15 protein-coding genes are annotated in these 19,960 nt (G+C 74.6%); 13 read left to right on the top strand and 2 right to left on the bottom strand.

All coding sequences use genetic code 11. The annotated features are described in order from the left end of the window. Positions 1-60: 60 nt before the first annotated feature. The 13 genes from F1544_RS11040 to F1544_RS10980 all read left to right on the top strand — a co-directional run bounded on the left by F1544_RS11040 (position 61) and on the right by F1544_RS10980 (position 16,328). Entirely contained in the window at positions 61-2,058 is a 1,998-nt protein-coding gene (locus tag F1544_RS11040) for a glycosyltransferase (protein ID WP_208971679.1), read from the top strand. After that, entirely contained in the window at positions 2,055-3,263 is a 1,209-nt protein-coding gene (locus tag F1544_RS11035; RefSeq protein WP_167585210.1) for an acyltransferase family protein, read from the top strand. Before F1544_RS11040 ends, F1544_RS11035 begins: the two co-directional genes overlap by 4 nt. 70 nt (positions 3,264-3,333) lie before the next feature. Continuing rightward, positions 3,334-4,521 (top strand): UDP-galactopyranose mutase, encoded by a 1,188-nt coding sequence (gene glf / locus F1544_RS11030; RefSeq protein ID WP_167585208.1) that lies wholly within the window; start codon positions 3,334-3,336, stop codon positions 4,519-4,521. Further along, complete coding sequence (locus F1544_RS11025) at positions 4,518-6,575, top strand: glycosyltransferase (RefSeq protein WP_167585206.1); 2,058 nt, start codon at positions 4,518-4,520, stop codon at positions 6,573-6,575. The genes glf and F1544_RS11025 overlap by 4 nt, the downstream gene beginning before the upstream one ends. 5 nt (positions 6,576-6,580) lie before the next feature. Then, positions 6,581-7,480: an ABC transporter permease gene (locus tag F1544_RS11020; RefSeq protein WP_308470007.1), complete on the top strand. Its 900-nt coding sequence runs from the start codon at positions 6,581-6,583 to the stop codon at positions 7,478-7,480. Between the two features lie 47 nt (positions 7,481-7,527). After that, a complete protein-coding gene (locus tag F1544_RS11015) occupies positions 7,528-8,328 on the top strand; it encodes an ABC transporter ATP-binding protein (RefSeq protein ID WP_373368072.1) in 801 nt (266 codons plus the stop codon). A gap of 51 nt (positions 8,329-8,379) precedes the next feature. Continuing rightward, on the top strand, positions 8,380-9,924 hold the full coding sequence (locus F1544_RS11010; protein WP_167585204.1) for a hypothetical protein: 1,545 nt from the start codon (positions 8,380-8,382) through the stop codon (positions 9,922-9,924). Then, the gene (locus tag F1544_RS11005) at positions 9,921-11,462 is read left to right on the top strand and encodes a hypothetical protein (protein ID WP_167585202.1); all 1,542 of its coding nucleotides are present in this window, start codon (positions 9,921-9,923) and stop codon (positions 11,460-11,462) included. Before F1544_RS11010 ends, F1544_RS11005 begins: the two co-directional genes overlap by 4 nt. A 106-nt stretch (positions 11,463-11,568) precedes the next feature. After that, positions 11,569-12,093 (top strand): phosphatase PAP2 family protein, encoded by a 525-nt coding sequence (locus F1544_RS11000; RefSeq protein WP_167585200.1) that lies wholly within the window; start codon positions 11,569-11,571, stop codon positions 12,091-12,093. After that, positions 12,093-12,989 (top strand): decaprenyl-phosphate phosphoribosyltransferase, encoded by an 897-nt coding sequence (locus F1544_RS10995; protein WP_167585198.1) that lies wholly within the window; start codon positions 12,093-12,095, stop codon positions 12,987-12,989. Before F1544_RS11000 ends, F1544_RS10995 begins: the two co-directional genes overlap by 1 nt. Beyond that, a complete protein-coding gene (locus tag F1544_RS10990; RefSeq protein ID WP_167585196.1) occupies positions 12,986-13,450 on the top strand; it encodes a GtrA family protein in 465 nt (154 codons plus the stop codon). The genes F1544_RS10995 and F1544_RS10990 overlap by 4 nt, the downstream gene beginning before the upstream one ends. Before the next feature lie 107 nt (positions 13,451-13,557). Further along, complete coding sequence (locus F1544_RS10985) at positions 13,558-14,970, top strand: glycosyltransferase family 87 protein (RefSeq protein ID WP_167585194.1); 1,413 nt, start codon at positions 13,558-13,560, stop codon at positions 14,968-14,970. Beyond that, entirely contained in the window at positions 14,967-16,328 is a 1,362-nt protein-coding gene (locus tag F1544_RS10980) for an alpha-hydroxy acid oxidase (RefSeq protein ID WP_167585192.1), read from the top strand. The genes F1544_RS10985 and F1544_RS10980 overlap by 4 nt, the downstream gene beginning before the upstream one ends. A gap of 48 nt (positions 16,329-16,376) precedes the next feature. On the opposite strand, the gene F1544_RS10975 is transcribed toward F1544_RS10980, so the two are convergent. Then, positions 16,377-17,729: an MFS transporter gene (locus F1544_RS10975; RefSeq protein ID WP_167585190.1), complete on the bottom strand. Its 1,353-nt coding sequence runs from the start codon at positions 17,727-17,729 to the stop codon at positions 16,377-16,379. A gap of 164 nt (positions 17,730-17,893) precedes the next feature. After that, positions 17,894-19,921 (bottom strand): SpoIID/LytB domain-containing protein, encoded by a 2,028-nt coding sequence (locus tag F1544_RS10970; RefSeq protein WP_167585189.1) that lies wholly within the window; start codon positions 19,919-19,921, stop codon positions 17,894-17,896. Positions 19,922-19,960: the final 39 nt, after the last annotated feature.

Here is a 19,960-nt window from a genome sequence, read left to right as displayed (position 1 = left end):
TCGACGGCGCGCGCAGCGCGGGGTTCGTCCCGCGGCGCCACGGCCTGGCAGGGTGCTCCCGTGCCCCGCCCGCCCGAGGACCCCGCCGCGACGTCCGCCGGCGGCCGCGCCCTGGACGTCGCACCCGTCGTGGTGGCCGTCGTCGTCGCCTACCAGCGCCGCGAGCTGCTGCTCGCGGGCCTCGACGCGCTGGCCGCGCAGACCCGCCGCCCCGAGCTCGTGGTCGTCGTCGACAACGCCTCCACCGACGGGACCGCCGACGCCGTCCGCGCCTGGGCCGACGCGCACGACCTGCCCGTCGACCTCGTGGTGCTGCCCCGCAACACGGGGGGTGCGGGCGGCTTCGCGGCCGGCCTCGCCCGCGCCGTGCACCGCCACGGGGCCGACCTCGTCTGGCTCATGGACGACGACACCGTCCCGCGCCGGGCGGCGCTGGCGGCGGCGCTCGCGGCCCGCGCCGGCCACCCGGGCCCCGCCCCGGCCGTCGTGGCGAGCCGCGTCGTGTGGACCGACGGGCGGCTGCACCCCATGAACACCCCGCGCGTGCGGCCCGGGGCCTCGGTCGCGGAGCTGCGCGACGCGCTCGCCGCGGGCAGCACGCCCGTGCGCTCGGCGTCCTTCGTGGCCGTCCTGGTCGACGCCGGCGCCGTGCGCACCGACGGCCTGCCGCTGGCGGCCTTCTTCCTGTGGAACGACGACTTCGAGTTCACGACGCGGCTGCTGCGCCACCGCCGCGGCCTGGCGCTGGGTGAGGCGGGCCACGACGCCGAGGTCGAGCACCGCACCCGGGTCTTCGGGGGCACCGACGCCGACCCGGGCGAGCGCTTCGTCCTCGAGGTCCGCAACAAGGTGTGGCTGTTCACGCGCTGCCGGACCCTCGGCGCCGCCGACACCGTCCGCTACGGCGGCGCGACGGTCTTGCGCTGGGGCCGGACGCTGGCGCGCTCGTCGCGCCGCGACGTACTGCTGCGCGGTCTCGCCTCGGGGCTCGCGCAGGGGCTGCGGGCCGGGCCCCGGCCGACGGCCGAGGTGCTCGCCGACCTCGGGGAGGTCGCCCTCGACGTCCTCGCGGTAGAGGTGGGCGCAGGCCGCGACACCGGGACGGCGCACGCACCGACGGGCCGCACGGACCCGGACGCCCCGCTGCCGCCGTTCTCGGTGCTGCTGCCCGTGTGGGAGGCCGACGAGCCCGCCCAGCTGCACCGCGCCCTGGCCAGCGTCACGACCGAGCAGGAGCTGCGGCCCGCGGAGGTCCTCGTCGTCCGCGACGGGCCGGTGCCGCCCGCGCTGCAGCGGGTCCTGGACGAGGCGGCGGCGCAGGGGGCCGGGGGCGTGCCCGTGCGGGTGCTCGCGCTGCCCGCCAACGTCGGGCTCGCGCGCGCCCTGGAGGCCGGGCTCGCGGCGTGCGCGCACGACGTCGTCGCCCGCATGGACGCCGACGACATCAGCCTGCCGCAGCGCTTCGCGCGCCAGCTGCCCGTCGTCGCGGCGGGGGCCGACCTCGTCGGCTCGGGGCTGCTGGAGATGGGCGCCGACGAGCACCACCTCGTCGGGCGCCGCACGCCGCCGACGGACCCGCGGCGCATCGCCCGCTCGGCGCGCTTCTCCGACCCCTTCAACCACCCCACGGTCGTCTACCGCCGCTCGGCGGTCGCCGCGGCCGGCGGCTACCGCCACCTCCCGCTGATGGAGGACTACTGGCTGTTCGCCCGGATGATCGCCGACGGCGCCCGCGTCGCGAACCTCGCCGAGCCGCTCGTGCTCTACCGCGTCGGCGACAGCGCCGACGGCGGGGCCTACGCGCGCCGCGGGGGCGCCCGGCTGTTCGCCTCCGAGCTGCGCCTGCAGGCTCACCTGCGCCGCGAGGGCTTCACGACGCCCGCCCAGGCCGCCCGCAACGTGGTCGTGCGCGGCGGGTACCGCTTCGTGCCGACCCGCGTGCGGCGCCTCGCCTACCGTGCCCTCCTGACGGGTCGCGCCCGCGAGGACGCCCCCGCCCCGGACCCGTCCGGGGAGCAGGACCGGAGCACCCCCCGAGGAACGAGAGGCCCCGCGTGACCGCCGTCGTCGAGTCGACCCCCGCGACCAGCGCCGCCGCACCCCCGCGCGGCGAGGTCCGCGCGATCACGGGCCTGCGCATCGTCGCGGCCGTGTGGGTCCTGCTCTTCCACTGGAAGTTCACGCCCGGCCCCGAGTACGACGGCGTCAAGGCGTTCCTGCGGCCCGTGCTCGACTCCGGCCACCTCGGCGTGGACCTCTTCTACGTCCTGTCGGGCTTCGTCATCACGCTGACCTACGTCGACTCGATGGGCCCGCGGCCGCGGCTGCGCGCCTGGGTGCGCTTCTGGTGGGCCCGCATCTGCCGCGTCTGGCCCGCCTACGCCGTGGTCGTCGTGGCCTTCGGGTGCTGGCTGCTGTGGCGGCGCAGCGTCGTGGGCGCCGGCGGGTTCCTGGCCTACCAGGACACCCAGCCGAGCCTGGGCTGGCAGAGCTGGGTCGAGCAGCTGCTGCTGGTGCAGCTGTGGCACCGCCCCGACTTCGACGGCGCCTCGTTCGTGGGCGCGACGTGGTCGGTGTCGGCGGAGTGGGCGGCCTACGTCGTCTTCCCCGTGCTGGCGCTGGTGCTCTTCCGGCTGCGCCGCCTGCCGTGGTGGCTGCTGGGCCTCGGCGCGGTCGCGCTCATGCTGCCCGCGGCCCTGCACAGCTACCGCACGGGCGAGGTGTACTGGGACTACAGCTGGGTCCAGCGCATCGCCACGGGCTTCGGCGCCGGCGCGCTGACGTGCCTCGCGGTGCGGCGGCTGCGCGACTCCGAGCGGGCCCGGCGCTGGGCGCCGTGGGTCGCGTGGGTCGCGGTGGGGGAGTCGGTGCTCGTCGTGGTGTGGGCCGCGAGCCGCCCCTACGACCGCTTCGTCGTCGTCTCGCTGCTCTTCCCGCTGCTGGTCGGGGCCCTGGCCCTGACCGACGCGGGCCCCTCGCGGTGGCTGTCGCGGCCCGGTGTCGTGCTCGGCGGGCGCATCTCCTACAGCGTCTACCTGGTGCACGTGCCGGTCTACGAGATCTTCTGGACGTTCCAGAAGACGGTGCCGAACATCGCCCCCGGCGGGCCCTGGACGGCCTTCCTCGTGCCCAACCTGCCGGTGGTCGCGATCGTCCTCGGCTACCTGCTCTGGCGCTTCGTCGAGGAGCCCGCCCGCCGCCGGCTGCGGCGTGTCGGGCAGCGCCGCGAGCGCGCCGTCAGCGCGCCGCCCGATCGCGCCTGACCCGGGCACGCAGCCCCAGCGGCTACCCTGGCCGCACCATGGAGAGGACCACAGCAGCGGTGATGCAGCGGTGAACATCGATCTCGTCGTCGTCGGATCCGGCTTCTTCGGCCTGACCGTCGCCCGGCAGTGCGCGGAGGACCTGGGCCTGAAGGTCCTGGTCATCGACCGGCGCGACCACATCGGCGGCAACGCCTACTCGGAGGCCGAGCCGGAGACGGGGATCGAGGTGCACCGCTACGGCGCGCACCTCTTCCACACGTCCAACGAGCGCGTCTGGCAGCACGTCAACCGCTTCACGAGCTTCACCGGCTACTCGCACCGCGTGTACACGAACTACCGCGGCGAGGTCTTCCCGATGCCGGTCAACCTCGGGACGATCAACCAGTACTTCCGCAAGGCGCTCAGCCCGGAGCAGGCCCGCGCCCTCGTCGCCGAGCAGGCGACCGAGGTGGACACGGCCACGGCGAGCAACTTCGAGGACAAGGCGATCTCGCTGATCGGGCGCCCGCTGTACGAGGCGTTCTTCAAGGGCTACACCGCCAAGCAGTGGCAGACCGACCCCCGGGAGCTCCCGGGCGCCGTCGTGACCCGCCTGCCGGTGCGCTACACGTACGACAACCGCTACTTCAACGACACCCACGAGGGCCTGCCCGCGCAGGGCTACACCGCGTGGATCGAGCGCCTCGCCGACCACCCGAACATCGAGGTGCGCCTGGGCACGGACTTCTTCGACACCTCCCAGGAGGTCTCGAAGGGCAACGTGGTGGGCAACGTCCCGATCATCTACACGGGCCCGGTGGACACCTACTTCGGCGACTCCGAGGGCAAGCTGTCCTGGCGCACGCTCGACTTCGAGCAGGAGGTCCTGCCCACGGGCGACTTCCAAGGCACGCCGGTCATGAACTACGCCGACGAGGACGTGCCGTACACGCGCATCCACGAGTTCCGGCACTTCCACCCCGAGCGCGACTACCCGCGCGACAAGACGGTGATCATGCGCGAGTACTCGCGCTTCGCCGAGGCCTCGGACGAGCCGTACTACCCCGTGAACACCGCGGAGGACCGCGCCCGGCTGCTGACCTACCGCGACCTGGCGAAGAACGAGAAGGGCGTCCTGTTCGGCGGCCGGCTCGGGACGTACAAGTACCTGGACATGCACATGGCCATCGGCTCCGCGCTGACCATGGTCGACAACACGCTGACCCCGCACTTCCGCGACGGGGTCGCGCTGACGAGCGGTGGGGTGGACGCATGAGCACGGACCTCTCGGCGGACGTGCAGGCCGGTGAGCTGCAGGGCGCGGGGCTGCTGCCCGACGACGGGACCTGGCGCGAGGTGCACCGCGTGGTGTTCCCCGTCGGCGGGGACCTCGACGTGCTGCCGCTGTACGTGGACTTCTCCCACTCCGAGGGCGTGCAGTCCGAGACCGAGGGCCTGGAGTTCGTCAGCCAGGGCCTGGGCGAGCAGGACTCCGAGGCCGCGGGCGGGCGCCGCACGCTGACCGTCCCGGCCGGCAAGCGCTACTCGCTGGGCACGTACTTCAACGCGTTCCCCGCCAGCTACTGGCGGCGCTGGACCCGCGCCGACGTCGTCCGCTTCGCGGGCACGTTCTCGGGCACCGGCACCGTGACGATGTACAAGTCCAACGCACGCGGCCTGCGCCAGCGCGTCACGTCCTGGCGCGTCGAGGGCACCGCGGTGCTCACCGAGGAGCTCTCGCTCGCGCCCTTCGCCGACGGCGGCTGGTACTGGTTCGACATGTCCGGCGGCGTCCAGCCGCTGACGCTCGTCGAGGCGTCCTGGAGCGCCCCCGTCGCCGACCGGACCGCGGGCACCGCGACCATCGGCATCACGACGTTCAACCGGCCCGACTACTGCGTCGAGACGCTGCGCGCGCTGGCCTCCGACGCGACCGTCCTCGACGTCGTCGACGAGATCGTCATCGTCGACCAGGGCACCCAGCGCGTGCGCGACCAGGAGGGCTTCGACGAGGTCGCAGCCCGCCTGGGCTCGACGCTGCGCATCATCGAGCAGGCCAACCTCGGCGGCTCGGGCGGCTTCGCCCGCGGCATGTTCGAGGCCGTGCGCGGCCGCACCAGCCGCTACGTCCTGCTCCTGGACGACGACGTCAACATCGAGCCCGAGGGCATCGTGCGGGCCGTGCAGTTCGGCGACGCGTGCGCCAAGCCGACGCTCGTCGGCGGGCACATGTTCGACATGTACGACCGCGCCACGCTGCACACCATGGGCGAGGCCGTGAACCTCTACCGGTTCTTCTGGGGCCCCGCGCGCGGCATGACCCACGGCCACAACCTGGCCGCGTCGAACCTGCGCCAGACGCCGTGGATGCACAAGCGCGTCGACGTCGACTACAACGGCTGGTGGATGTGCCTCATCCCCGTCGAGGTGGTCGAGGAGATCGGGCTGTCGCTGCCCGCGTTCATCAAGTGGGACGACGCGGAGTACGGCCTGCGCGCCCTCGAGGCGGGCTACCCGACGGTGTCGCTGCCCGGCGCCTGCGTGTGGCACGTGTCGTGGAACGACAAGGACGACACGATCGACTGGCAGGCCTACTACCACGAGCGCAACCGCTTCCTCGTGGCGCTGCTGTACTCCCCGTACGAGCGCGGCGGCCGGCTGTTCCGCGAGAGCTCCTACACCGACGTCAAGCACCTCATCTCGATGCAGTACTACGCGCAGGCCCTGCGCAACCGCGCCCTGTCGGACCTGCTCGAGGGCCCGGAGCACCTGCACCGCACGCTGGCCAGCACGCTGCCGGCCGTGCGGGCGCTGCGCGCCGACTACCCCGACGCGCAGGTCGCCTCGGCGCCCGACGCCTACCCGAGCCCGAACCGCGGCAAGCCGCCGCACAAGGGCAAGGAGCCCAAGGCGCCCAAGCGCGTCATGCTCGTGCCGTGGGCGGCGCAGACCGTCCTGCGCCAGCTGCGCCCTGCGCGCCAGGAGGCCGTGGTGCGTCCCGACGTCGCGCTGGCCGCGACCGAGGGCAAGTGGTGGGAGCTGTCGCTGTACGACAGCGCCGTCGTCTCCATGGCCGACGGCAAGGGCGCGGTCTGGTACCGGCGCGACCCGCTGCGCTTCCGCCGCCTGCTGACCGAGGCGACCGAGCTGCACCGCCGCGCCCTCGTGGGCTGGCCCGAGCTGCGCCGCCAGTACAAGGCGGCCCTGCCGCGCATCACGTCGATGCAGGCCTGGGCCGACACCTTCGGCGTCGACCTCGCAGCCGACCGCGACGCCCCGGCGGCCCCCGCCGGTGCGGGCACCGGCGGTCCCGAGCGCGGGGAGTCCTGACGACCGTGTCGGCCCCCGCCGCCGTGAGCACCCAGCAGGCTCCGCTCGTCGCCCCCGGGCACGGGCGGGGCCTGCTGGACGTGGTGCGCGACCGCTACCTGCTGAAGCTGCTGGTCCGCAAGGAGATGCGGGTCCGCTACCGCGGCTCCGTCATGGGCCTGCTGTGGTCCTACGTGAAGCCGGGCGTGCAGTTCGCCGTCTTCTACTTCGCGATGGGCTACTTCCTCAAGCTCAACGACTCCGTCCCGAACTTCGCGGTCTACCTGTTCTCGGGCATCGTCGTCATCAACTTCTACTCCGAGGCGTTCGGCAACGCGACGCGCTCGGTGGTCGGCAACGCGCCGCTCATCAAGAAGATCTTCCTGCCGCGCGAGCTGTTCGCCGTGAGCTCCGCGTGGGTGGCGGCGATCCACTTCCTGCCGCAGCTGATCATCCTGCTGCTGGCGTCCCTCGTCTCGGGCTGGCGGCCCTCGGTCCAGCAGCTCGGCGGCGCCGTGCTCGCCTTCGTCATCGTGGGCGTGCTCGCCGTCGGGCTGGGGCTGCTGTTCGGCGCGGTCAACGTGCTGTACCGGGACTTCGAGAACATCGTCGACCTGCTGCTGATGATCGTGACGTGGACCTCGCCGGTCCTCTACGACTGGCAGCGCGTGGCCGACGCCGTCGGCGGCCGCGACTCCTGGATCATGACGCTGTACCAGCTGAACCCGATCACGTCCGCGGTCGAGCTGTTCCACTGGGCGTTCTGGTACCCGACCTCCGCCGTGCGCACGGCCGAGGTCGTCCCGCCGCTGCCGCCGCACCTGCTGTGGTCGGGGCTGTCGGGTCTGCTCATCGCCCTCGTGCTGCTGGGGGTCGGTCAGGCCGTCTTCCGGCGCATCGAGGGCCGTTTCGCGCAGGAGCTGTGATGACCGTGACGACCCCTGAGAACGCGTCCGCCGGCCTCGCGGCCGAGGTGCCCACGGCCATCGAGGTCGACGGCCTCGTCAAGGACTTCACGCTGCGGCACAACCGCTCGCTGAAGGAGCTGGCGATGGCGAAGGTGCGGCGCAAGCCGATCTCCGACACCTTCCGCGCCCTCGACGGCGTCGACCTGCACGTGCGGCAGGGGGAGTCGGTGGCGCTGCTGGGCTTCAACGGCTCGGGCAAGTCCACGCTGCTCAAGCTCATCTCCGGGGTCATGCAGCCCGACGCCGGCACCGTCGGCGTCCGCGGCCGCATCGCCGGGCTCATCGAGGTCGGCGCGGGCTTCCACCCCGACCTCACGGGCCGCGAGAACGTCTTCCTCAACGGCGCGATCCTCGGCATGGACGAGGCCACGATCACGGCCCGCTTCGACGACATCGTCGCGTTCTCCGAGATCGAGAAGTTCATCGACACCGAGGTGAAGTTCTACTCCTCGGGCATGTTCCTGCGCCTGGCCTTCGCGGTGGCGGTGCACACCGACCCCGAGGTCTTCCTCATCGACGAGATCCTCTCCGTCGGCGACGAGCCCTTCCAGAAGAAGTGCCTCGCCCGGATCGAGGAGCTGCGCGCCGAGGGCCGCACCCTCGTCATCGTCAGCCACGACCTCGACATGGTCGCGAACCTCTGCACGCGCGGGGTGCTGCTCGAGGGCGGGCGGATCGTCGCCGACGAGAGCGCCGTGCGGGTCGTCGCGCGCATGCGTGGGCAGGACCCGGACGTCGTCGAGCGCGAGCACGCCGAGGCCGACGCCCGCCGCGCCGCCGAGGCCGCCGCGGACGGGGCGCGCTGACGTGACGACGACCGCAGCGCGGACGCCGGGCCCGGGAGCGCGGACGTGGGCGTGACCGACGTGGAGCCCGCGGCCGCGACCCGCGTCACGCGCCGCCGCGGGCCGGCCCGCGCCACCTGGGTCCCGCCGCTCGCGGTCGGCGTCCTCGCGGCGCTGACGTTCCTGCTGCTGCGCGGCGCGCTGGTCGACGACGCGTACATCACCCTCGCCTACGCCCGCAACGTCGCCTTCCACGGCACGTGGGGCCTGCTGTCGGACGTCACGTCCAACACCGCGACCTCGCCGCTGTGGGTCCTGCTGCTGTCCGCGGTGACGTTCGTGGTGCGCCGGCCGGTGCTCGCGCTCGGGCTGCTGCACGTCGCGATCGCCGTCGCCCTCACCGCGACCCTGCGCTCCACCGCCCGCCGCACCGGGCTGCCGCCGTGGGTCGGGGTCGCCGGCGCGGTCGCCGTCGGGGTCAACCCGCTGCTGCTGTCGTCGGTGGGCCTGGAGTCGGGCTTCCTCGTCCTTCTCGTCGCGCTGCTCCTGCTGTGCGCCGCCGCGGCGCGGCCCGTGGCCTTCGGGTTCGTGGCCGGGGCGGTCGTGCTGACCCGCATGGACGCCGCCGTCGTCGTGGTCGTGCTCTCGCTGCTGACGCCCGCGGTGCTGCGCCGCCTGCACCTCGCGGTCGGGGCGGCCCTCGTCGTCGTCGTGCCGTGGCTCGTGTGGAGCTGGTTCTTCCTCGGCTCGGCGCTGCCGGACACGGTCATCATCAAGACGCTGCAGAAGTCCTGGGGCGAGTACGACGTCCGCAACGGGCCGCTGCTCTACCTCGACCAGTACGCCGGGCACGCCGTGCTCGCCTTCCTGCCCGCGCTGCTCGGCGGCCTGGGCTGGTGCGTGCTGCTGGGCTACTGGCTGCGGCGCTCCACGACGCCGGGCCTGCGCGTCTGGCCGTGGGTGGCGCTCGGGGTCGCGGGCTTCGCCCACTACGGCGCGCTGAGCGTTCTGGGCGTGCCGCCGTACCACTGGTACTACGCGGTGCTCATCGCGACGACGTCGCTGGTGGCCGTCGCCGCGGTCGGCGCCTGCTGGGGCACGCGCGAGCGCCTGGGTGCGCGGCCCGCGGGCCTCGGCGGGCTCGTCGCCGCGGCCGTGGTGCTCGCCGCGACCGGTGCGGCGGACCTGCGGACGGGCCTCCCGTGGACCATCGCGCCCATCCAGACGAACTTCGCCACCCCCGCGCAGTACCAGGCGGTCGCCGAGGACCTCCAGGGCTACCTGGCCGCGCAGGGCGGGCCCCGCCACGTCGCCTCGCCCGGCGAGATCGGCCACCTGGCCTACGCGTGCGACTGCGTCGTGGACTACTTCGCGGACCCGGCGCTGATCCAGCCGCAGATCCAGGAGGTCCGGGCCGGCGGGTCGCCGCTGCTGCAGCGCCTGCTGGACCTGAACTACCGCCACCGCGACGCCTCCGCCGCGCCCGTCCCGCTGGCCGGGCGGATGCTGCGCTTCAACGCGGGCGACGAGCCGCCCGCGCTGCGCAGCTGGCCGGTCAGCACGACCTGGGTGCAGGGGCGGAGCGTGTTCGTGCTCCTGCCGCTCGAGGGGACGTGAGGCGCGCCCGAGCGCTGTGGGGGCCCGCGGTCGTGGCGGTGGTGGCCGTCGCCACGTTCCTGCTCGTGCGCGGTGCGCTGGTCGACGACGCCTACATCACGCTGACCTACGCGCGGAACCTCGCCTTCGACGGGCACTGGGGCCTGCTCTCCGACGTGCCCTCGAACACCGCGACCGCCCCCGGGTGGGTCCTCGTCCTGGCCGCGGCCGTCGCCGTGGTGCGCCACCCCGTGCTCGCGCTCGGCGGGCTCCACGTCCTCATCGCGGTGGCCCTGGAGCGCAGCCTCAGCGCGAGCGCGCGCCGCAGCGGCCTGCCCCGCTGGGTGGGTCCCGGCGGCGCCCTGCTCGTCGGGCTGAACCCGCTGCTGCTGTCGTCGGTGGGCCTGGAGACGTCCTTCCTGCTGCTCCTGCTCTCGCTGCTGCTGCTCACCGCCCGCGCGGGGCGCCCGGTGCTGTTCGGCCTGGTCGCGGGGGCCGTCGTGCTGACCCGCATGGACGCCGGCGTCGTCGTGGCGGTCGTCGCGCTCGGCGTGCCCGCCGTGACCCGCCGCCTGCACCTCGCGGTCCTCGCCGCGCTGCTCGTCGTCGTGCCGTGGCTGGCGTGGAGCTGGTGGTTCCTCGGCTCCGCCGTCCCGGACACGCTGATCATCAAGACCGCCGCGCAGCGCTGGTCCGGCTGGGACGTCTCCAACGGGTGGCGCTGGTACGTCGACCTCTACGGCCCGAGCGCGGTCGCGTCGTTCCTGCCCGCCGCGGCCGGGGTGCTGGGCGTCCTCGTCCTGGTCGTCCTGCGGCTGCGCCGGGGCAGCGCGCGCACGGGGCCCTGGATCGCGCTGGGCGCGGGCGGGCTCGCCCACTGGGAGGCCCTCTCGCTCATCGTCGTGCCGCCGTTCCACTGGTACTACGGCGTCCTCGTCGGCACGGGCAGCGTGGTCGCCGTCGCGGCCGCGGGGGCGCTCGTGGCCCGCGCCCGGCAGGCGGCCCTGCTTCGCCCCGACGCGTCCCGGCCCGACACCTCCCGCCCCTCGGGGGCCCGCCTCTTGCTGCCCCGCGCGGCCGCGGGGCTCGGCGTGCTGTGCGCCGCGGCGCTCGTGGCGGGGGCCGCGGCGGCGGACGTCCGCCAGGGCACGCCGTGGCGGCTCTCGGCCATCCAGACGAACTACGCGACGTCGGCCCAGTACGCCGTCATGGGGGCCGCGCTGGCGACCCGGCTGGACGGCGCGCGTGTCGCCTCGCCGGGGGAGATCGGCCACCTCGCCTACACGTGCGACTGCGTCGTCGACCTCTTCGCCGACCGCGCCCGGATGTGGCCGCTCGTGCAGGAGCGGCGCGAGCTCAGCCCCGGCTGGCTGCAGGACGTCATCGACGCCAACTACGAGCGCTTCCCGCGCGGCACGGAGCCCGTCGCGACCGTCGGCCGGCTGCAGTGGCTCACCGACGCCGACGTGCGGGCGCTGCCCCCGGACCTGGAGTCGTGGCCCGCCGCGACCGGGCACATCCTGCCCCCGGGTCGCGTCGTGCTCTTCTCCGACGGGTGAGGCACCATCGGACCCGCGCGAGGGCACCGCGCCGTCAGCAGCTCAGCCGACGACCCAGCCGACGACCCACCCGACGAAGCAGCCGACGAAGCAGCCAGGAGAGCACGTGACAGCCCCCCCGACCATCGCCGCCGCGGACCTCGCGGTGCTGCGGTGGGTCCAGGACCACGCCCGCGGCGACGCCGTGGTCTCCGGCGCCCGGCTGCTCAGCCACGCGGGCGAGCACGCCGCCGCCTGGATCGGCACGGGTCTGCTCGGGGCCGCCGTGGACCGCCGCCGTCGCGGGGCGTGGCTCGTCGCCACGGGCGCCGTCGTCGCCGCCCACGGGGCGAGCGTCGTCCTCAAGCGGGTCGCGCGCCGCCACCGCCCGCTCGACGAGCGCGTCCAGGTGCGGGTCGCCGTCCCGAGCCGCTGGAGCATGCCGAGCTCGCACGCCACGTCCACGACCGCCGCGGCCGTCGTCTTCGCGCCCCTGCTGGGCGTGCCGACCTGGCCGCTGGTGCCCGCCATGGCCGCCTCCCGGCTCGTCCTCGGGGTGCACTACCCGAGCGACGTGACCGCGGGGGCGCTGCTCGGCGCCGCCACGGCCGTCGTGGCCCGGCGCACCGCGACCCGCCTCGGGGTGCGCTGATGCCCGCCCTCGTCCGCCCCTCCGACGCCCGCCCGGCGACCACGGGCCCCGCGTGGCTGCGCGCCATGCGCCCGCGGCAGTGGGTCAAGAACGTCCTCGTCCTGGCCCCCGTGCTGCCCGCGGGCGAGCAGGTCCGCGGCTCGACGTTCGTCGGCGCCGGGGTCGCGTTCGTCCTGTTCTGCCTGATCTCCAGCGCGGTCTACCTGGTCAACGACGCGCGCGACGTCGAGTCCGACCGGGCGCACCCGCGCAAGCGGTTCCGGCCCATCGCGGCGGGGGAGCTGGGCGTCGGCCGGGCGGTCGCGCTGGCGGTCGTCCTCGCCGTGGTCGCCCTCGTCGCCGGGGCGCTGTGGGAGCCCGCGCTGGCGGTCGTCCTGGCCGTCTACCTCGCGATCCAGCTGGCCTACTGCTTCGGCATGAAGCACGAGCCGGTCATCGAGCTCGCGAGCGTCGCCTCCGGCTTCCTGCTGCGCATGCTCGCGGGCGGCACCGCGGCGGGCATCCCGCTCTCGCGCTGGTTCCTGCTGACCGCCGCGTTCGGCTCCCTGTTCATGGCGGCCGGCAAGCGCTACGGCGAGGCGCGCCGCGGTGAGCTCACGGGCGAGTCCGTGCGCCGCGTCGTCGAGAAGTACTCCACGAGCTACCTGCGCTTCGTGTGGACGCTGGCCGCGACGGTCGTCGTCACCACCTACGCGCTGTGGTGCCTGGAGGTGCTGCCGGACTCCACGTGGGGCGTCGTCTCCATCGTGCCGTTCGTGCTGGCCGTGCTGCGCTACGCCGTCGACGTCGACCGCGGGGCCGCCGAGGAGCCCGAGGAGATCGCCCTGCACGACCGGGTGCTCGTGGGGCTCGCCGGGGCCTGGGTCGTCACGCTGCTGCTGGCGGTGTGGGCGTGAGCCGCACCGTCCTGCTGCGCCGGCGGGTGCGCTCGGTCGCGACGCCCGAGCGGGTGGGGGAGGCCCTGCGCTTCCTGGTCACGGGCGGCGCGGCGTACCTGGCCGACCTGCTCGTCTTCAACGTCCTGCTCTTCACGGGGACCGGCTCGGCGCCCGCCAAGGTCGTCTCGAGCGTCATCGCCATCGCCGTGGCCTTCGTCGGCAGCCGCTACTACACGTGGCGCGACCGCCGCAGCGAGCACCCCGTGCGCGAGTACGCGATGTTCCTCCTGCTCAGCGTCGTCGCGGCCGGGCTCCAGCTCCTGTGCCTGGTCATCACGCACTACGGGCTCGGCTGGACGAGCCCGCTGGTGGACAACCTGTCCAGCAACGTGGTCGGCATGGCCATCGCCACGGTCTTCCGCTTCCTGACGTTCCGGTCGCTGGTCTTCCCCGACCGCAGCGCGGCCACCGGCTCGTGACGGCCGACCGGGTCGCGCCCGGGCGGCCGCTGCAGGCGACCGCGGGGCAGGGCGGGACGGGGCAGGGCGGAACGGGGCAGGGCGGAACGGGGCAGGGCGGCACGAGGGTGAGCGCGGAGCCGGAGCTCGTCCAGCAGCCCGCCGTGCCGGTGCCCGCGGTGCCGGTGACTCCGGTCCAGCCGGCCGAGCAGCCGCGGGCCGTGGTGCCCGACCCCGCGCCGGAGCAGTCCGCGGTGCGGACGAGCGCCCCGCGACGCGGTGCGCGGTGGGGGAGCGCGGTGCTCGTGCCCGCGGTGCTGGTGCCGGTCGGGCTGGCCGTGGCCTGGCTGCTGCTGCTGGTGGCGACGGGCTGGGGCGCGCAGTCGTGGGAGCGCGGCTACGACCTCGCGGTGTACCGCGACGGCGTGCGGGACCTGCTCTCCGGCCGCGACGTGTACCTGCGGGTCACCGACCGCGGTCACTACTTCGTCTACCCGCCCTTCGCGGCCGTCCTGTTCAGCCCCGTGCTGCTGCTGCCCGCCGCCCTGGCGCTGTGGGTGTGGGACGCCGTCCTCGTCGTCGTCACCGTCCTCGCCGGCGCCCGCCTGCTGCGGCTGGTGGGGGCCGGGCCGCTCGCGACCGGCCTCGGCCTCGCGGCCGTCCTCGTGAGCGACCCGTTCCGCGAGGCGTTCGTGCTGGGGCAGGTCAGCCCGCTGGTGGTGCTCGGCCTCGTCGCGGGCTGCACCCTCGCGGGCGGACGCGGGGCGGTGCTCGCGGCGCTGGCCGCCGCGGTCAAGGTGACGCCCGCGCTCGTCCTGGTGGCGGTCGCCAACCCCGCCGCCCGGCGGCGCTTCGTGGTCCCCACGGTCGCGGTCGGGGCGAGCGTCACGCTCCTGGGGGCGCTGACCGCCCCCGCCTCGTGGCGCAGCTACTTCACCGAGCTGCTGTGGGACTCCGCGCGCGTCGCCGAGCCGGGGACCCCGTCCAACAACTCCCTCGCGGGCGCCTTCGCCCACGCCGGGCTGGGCACGTGGGGCAGCTCCCTGGTGGGTGCGCTCCTGGCCGTGCCCCTGGTGCTGGTCACCCTCCTGGTGGCGCGGCGGGTGCGGTGGGAGCGGGCCGCCGAGCGCCTCGGCCTCGGCCTCGTCGTCAGCCTCGTCACGTGCCTGGTCTCGCCGGTCACCTGGAACCACCACGCCCTGGCGGCGCCGCTGGCGGGCGTGCTGCTGCTGGTCCGGCTCGCCCCGACCCGCCGCGCCCGCGGGCTCGCGGCGGCCGCCCTCGTGCCCTGGCTGCTGCCCGTCCTGCAGTGGGCGGACCGGCTGCACGCCGGGCGCGGTGCGGCCGACGTCGCGGGCACCCTGCTGGCCGAGACGCGGCCCCTGTCGCTGCTGCTGCTCGTGGTCCTGCTGGCCGTGCCGCTGCTGCGCGCCCACCGGCCGTCCCGCCTTGACACCCCGCAGGCCCGCGCCGAGGGTGAGCCCAGGACGGGCGCGCACGGCGGCGTGCCCGCGCACCAGCCGAGGAGAACCCAGCCATGAGCACGCCCCGCTCCTCCTCGACGTCCCGGCTGACCGGCCGGCTGCCTGCGCCGATCCGGCGGCGCCTCGACGCGGTGGGCGAGGTCTCGAAGATGCTCGTCGCGGGCGGCTTCTCCACCGATCGCCTGGCCTCCGCACCGTCGATCGAGGACATCCGCACCCTGGCCCGCAAGCGGCTGCCGAAGATGGCCTTCGACTACGTCGACGGGGGCGCGGACGCGGAGAACACGCTGCGCGCCAACGTGCGCGACCTGGCCGCGGTGACGTTCCGGGCCCGCTCGATGCGCGACGTGTCGACGCAGGACCTGGGCACGACGCTGCTGGGCGAGCGGCTGACGTCGCCGATGGTCTGCGCGCCGACGGGTCTGCTGCGGATCGCGGGCGGCGACGGCGAGCTCAGCGCCGTGCGGGCGGCCGGGCGGGCCGGGCTGCCGTTCACCATCAGCACGGCGGCGAGCTGGTCGATCGAGGAGATCGCCGCGCACGCCACCGGGCCGCTGTGGTTCCAGCTGTACATGTGGCGCTCCAAGGACGTCATCACCCAGCTCGTCGACCGCGCGGAGGCGGTGGGCTGCAAGGCGCTGGTCGTCACCATCGACGTCGCGGTGAACGGCAAGCGCTCGCGCGACCACCGCAACGGCATGTCGATCCCGCCCAAGGTGACCGCGGCCAACGCGGCCGGGGTGGCGCGGCACCCGTCGTGGTTCCTGGGCCTCCTGGACGGGCCGCCGATCGGCTTCCGCAACCTGCTCGGCATCGCCGAGGGCTCCAGCGCCATGAGCCACCAGGAGTACGTGAACACCGAGCTGTCGAACCTCAAGGCCAGCTGGGAGGACGTCGCCTGGCTGCGCTCGCGCTGGTCGGGGCCGCTCGTCGTCAAGGGCGTGACGTCGGTCGCGGACGCGCTCGACGCCGTCCGCGTCGGTGCCGACGCCGTGTGGGTCAGCAACCACGGCGGCCGGCAGCTCGACTCCCAGCCCAGCACCATCAGCGTCCTGCCGCGCATCGCCGAGGCCGTCGGCGGGCGGGCGGAGATCATCTTCGACTCGGGCATCCGGCACGGCAGCGACATCGCCAAGGCGATGGCCATGGGCGCGGACGCCGTGGGCATCGGCCGCCCCTGGGTCTACGGCCTCAGCGCGGCGGGGGAGCGCGGCGCCGCCCGCGTCGCGGAGCTGCTGACGACCGAGCTGTGCGAGACGCTGATCCTCCTGGGCCGGCGCTCGCTGGACGAGCTGGACCGCAGCGCCGTGCGCTACCCCGCGGAGTGGGACGAGCCGGAACCCGCCGACCTCGTCGTGCCGGGCCCGCCGCTCACCGCGACGCCGGACACCCGCGAGGACGTGCTGCAGGCCTGAGCGCGAGCGCGGCCGCCCCCGACCGGGGGCGGCCGCGCACGGTCCGCTTCAGGCGTGCGTGCCGACCGCCACCGTCTCCTTGATGCGGGAGAGCGGGACGAGCGCCAGCAGGACGACGGCCGCGAGCACGACGTAGTGGGTGGTGAACCCGAACCGGTCGATCACCCCGCCGGCGACCACCGAGGCGAAGACGCCCGAGAGCCCCAGCGCCACCCCGATCATCAGGCCCATCGCCGTCCCGGCCGCCTTCGGCACCGAGTCGAGCAGGAGGGCGTAGACGACGGGGAAGGGCGCGTTGCGGAACAGGCCCCAGAACAGCAGGACGAGCCACGCGCTGGCGGGGCCGGTGATAAAGATCATCCCGAGCAGCGACACCGACCAGCCGATCACGAGGAACGTGATGGCCGACTTGCGGCCCGTGCGGTCCGACAGCGTGCCCCACACGATCTGCCCGATCCAGCCCGTGATGCCGGAGGCCCCGGCGATCAGCGCGGCCTGGCCCTGGCTCATGCCCTGGCCGACGAACTGGGTGGTGAGGAACGTGACCGCGCCGGCCTCGCCCCACAGGAACAGGAACACGAGGGCGACGGCCCAGCGCACGTTCCGGTTCGCCAGCGCGGCCTTGACGGGGGCGAGGACGCTGCCGGACAGGCGCGTCGACAGCTCCGGCAGCGGCCGGGTCAGGTGGTTCTCGTCGATCCAGTCGTAGACCTTCTGCTGGTTGCGCCGGGTCCCGATGAACGCCTGCAGGACGACGATGACGATCCCCAGCAGGGGGATCAGCAGGAACGCCTCGCGCCAGCCGGCGACGCCGAGGATGACGGCGATCATCGCGCCGGTGAGGAACTGCCCGATCGGGAAGCCCGTGTGGTGCACGCCGAGCGCGAAGCCGCGGTGCTCCTTCGGCCACCACTCGCCCACGAGGGCCACGTTGACGGGTTCGGACCCGCCGCGGCTGATGCCCATTGGGATGCGCAGCAGCAGGAAGGCCACGAAGCTGCCCGCGAACCCGAACGTCAGGGCGCCGCCGACGATGGCGAAGAGCATCGCCACGTTCCACGTCCACGTCCGCCGGTAGCCCGTGCCGACGCGGTCCGAGGCCCACCCGAAGGCGATCGCGCCCACGATGAGGGAGGCGAAGAACACGGAGTTGATGAGCCCGGCCTGGACGCTGTTCAGGCCGAACTCGTCGGTGATGGCCGGCAGGACCGCGGGCAGGATCCCGCCGTCGATGGAGGTCATGAGGATGGCGCCCGTGGTCACCACGAGCGTCCACCACGACATGGCGTGGCCCTTCGGGAGCCACGGCTTGCTGGTGCCGGGGTTGACGGCGACCTCCAGGGCGTTCTCCACGACCCCGGTGCCCGGACGTCCGGGCTTCTCGGAACTGCTGCCGCTCACGGCTCTCCCTCGTCGCTGAAGTGAGTGCGGAGAGCCGGGCCGGTGGCCGTGGGGGCGCTGGGCCCCGTCGACCGCAGGCCCGGAGCCCCGGTCAGAGGATGGAACTCCCTGCACGGGTTGTCAACGCGAGGCGGGTCAGACACCCGATGGGTGGCCCCGGCCGGTCAGGAGCGCGTGGTGCGGCCCGTCGCCGGGTCGAAGGTCAGGGTTCCGCCCTGGAAGCGCTGCGACAAGGTTCCGGAACCCTGCTGGTCGCCGACGGGGTAGCCGAGGGTCCCTGTCTCCCAGCCCTGCGCGGCCCACGCGTCGCGGATCGGCCCGCGCACGGCGTGCACGCCGCCGACCGAGGAGGCGTACACGGAACCGCCCTGGAAGTGCGTGTACCAGGCGGTCCCGGCGGGCGTGCGCTGGTCACCGCTGGTCGGGAACCCCAGAGGTCCGGTCTCCCAGCCCTGCCGGGCCCACGCGTCGCGGATCGCGCCGCGGACCTCGTGGGCGCCGGTGGCCGCCGAGAAGTAGATCGAACCGCCCTGGAAGTGCGTGTAGTACCCGGCGCCGTTCGGCGTGCGGACGTCACCCGTGACGGGGTAGCCGAGCCCGTTCTCCCAGCCGAGCGCGGCCCAGCGCTGGCGGATCGCCCCGCGCACCTCGTGGGTTCCCGTGGCGGCCGTGGAGTAGACGGAACCGCCCTGGAAGTGGGTGTACCAGCCGGTCCCGGCGGGGGTGCGCGAGTCACCGGAGGTCGGGAAACCCAGGCCGTTCTCCCAGCCGAGGGCGGCCCAGCGGTCGCGGATCGCCCCGCGGACGTCGTGGGCGCCGGTGGCGGCGGAGAAGTAGATCGAGCCGCCCGCGAAGTGCTGGAACGCGCCGGCCGCGGCGGGCGTGGCCTGCTCGCCGGTGCGGGCGGCGCCGAGGGGGCCGGAGTTCCCGCCCAGGGCCACGTGGGCGAGGGCGATCGGGCTGGGCAGCGTGAACCAGTCCGAGCGCAGCCCGCCGAGCTGGCGCAGCTTCGTCCCGGTGACGGCGACCGCCCCGTTGGTGCAGACGAGGTTCGCCTTCGTGACCCGGCCGCCGTCGGCCCCGCGGCCGTCGCGGGCGGTGATCACGAGGCTGGTGACGCGGCCGCCGGGGGCGCAGCCCGCGTCGAACGCCGCGGCCGGCACGGTGGTGCTCCAGCTCGCGACCGGGTCGCCCGCGGCCTTGCCGGTGGGGGAGGAGAACGGGTCGGCCGCCGCCGTGAGGTAGGGCTTGGACCCCGCGACGGTCCAGCCGCCGTTGGAGGAGGAGAACTGCGTGAACGCGACGTTCCCGCCGTAGGTGCGCACCTCGCCGGCGGTCGCCGCGATGGCCGCGTTCGTCGAGGCGGGCTGGCTCCACGTCACGGCGCCGCTCGCGCTGCGGCTCTCGGCGCCGCGGTAGACCTGGCACGAGGTCGTGTCGCAGATGTCCGTCTCGGCGCCGGGGCGCAGGACCGACAGCGCGTAGCTGCGCGCGGCGACGGCCTGCGCCTGCAGCGCCTGCGCCGACCAGGACGAGGGCGACTCCGCGGGCACGACGCCGCGCAGGTAGGTCTCGAGGCGGACGTCGTTGACCACGGTCAGGCTCGCGCCCAGCACGACGCGCACGGTCCCCGCGTAGCGGGTGGAGCTGCCGTCGCCGCGCACGAGGAGCACGCCGTCGGGGCTGCTGAGGGTGGGGCTGGAGGTCCAGGTCTCGGTCCAGCCCGCGACGCCGCCGGACCCGGGGGTGGCCGTGGCGATGACGGAACCTGCGCTGGAGGCCAGCGTGAGGCGCTGCCCGGGCGCCAGGACGCGGCCCGAGGTCGACAGCGTCAGCGGGTTGGCGCCCGGAGCGGCGACCGTGACGCTCGGCCCCGTGAAGGCCGTCAGGCCCACGCGCAGCAGGCGGTCCTCGTGGGAGCCGGCGGACGTCCCGGGGTAGTAGGCGTCGAGGATCTGCTGGTGGCTCTGGCCCGCGACGGCGCGCGACTGCGCACCCCACTGCGACATGCCGATCCCGTGGCCGAAGCCGTGGCCGCTGAACGTCCACTGCCCGCCGGCGGGGACGGGGCGCACCTCGTCGGCCTGGGCGGAGGTGGCGGTCAGCAGGCCGCCCCCGAGGGTGGCGAGCAGCGACGCGGTCGCGGTGACGGTCACCAGGGCGGACCGGCGGGGGGTTCGGCGGCGGTGCACGGGGGCTCCTCGGGGGGGCGGTCGGCGACGGGTGACGGT

It is taken from the genome of Kineococcus rubinsiae (assembly GCF_011839805.1).
Lineage (GTDB): Bacteria > Actinomycetota > Actinomycetes > Actinomycetales > Kineococcaceae > Kineococcus > Kineococcus rubinsiae.
This window is presented reverse-complemented; position numbering and strand designations above follow the sequence as displayed.

Coding starts and splice junctions, on each gene's coding strand:
- F1544_RS11025 (WP_167585206.1), top strand. CDS start 4,518: ATGAGCACGGACCTCTCGGCGGACGTGCAGGCCGGTGAGCTGCAGGGC.
- F1544_RS10995 (WP_167585198.1), top strand. CDS start 12,093: ATGCCCGCCCTCGTCCGCCCCTCCGACGCCCGCCCGGCGACCACGGGC.
- F1544_RS10980 (WP_167585192.1), top strand. CDS start 14,967: ATGAGCACGCCCCGCTCCTCCTCGACGTCCCGGCTGACCGGCCGGCTG.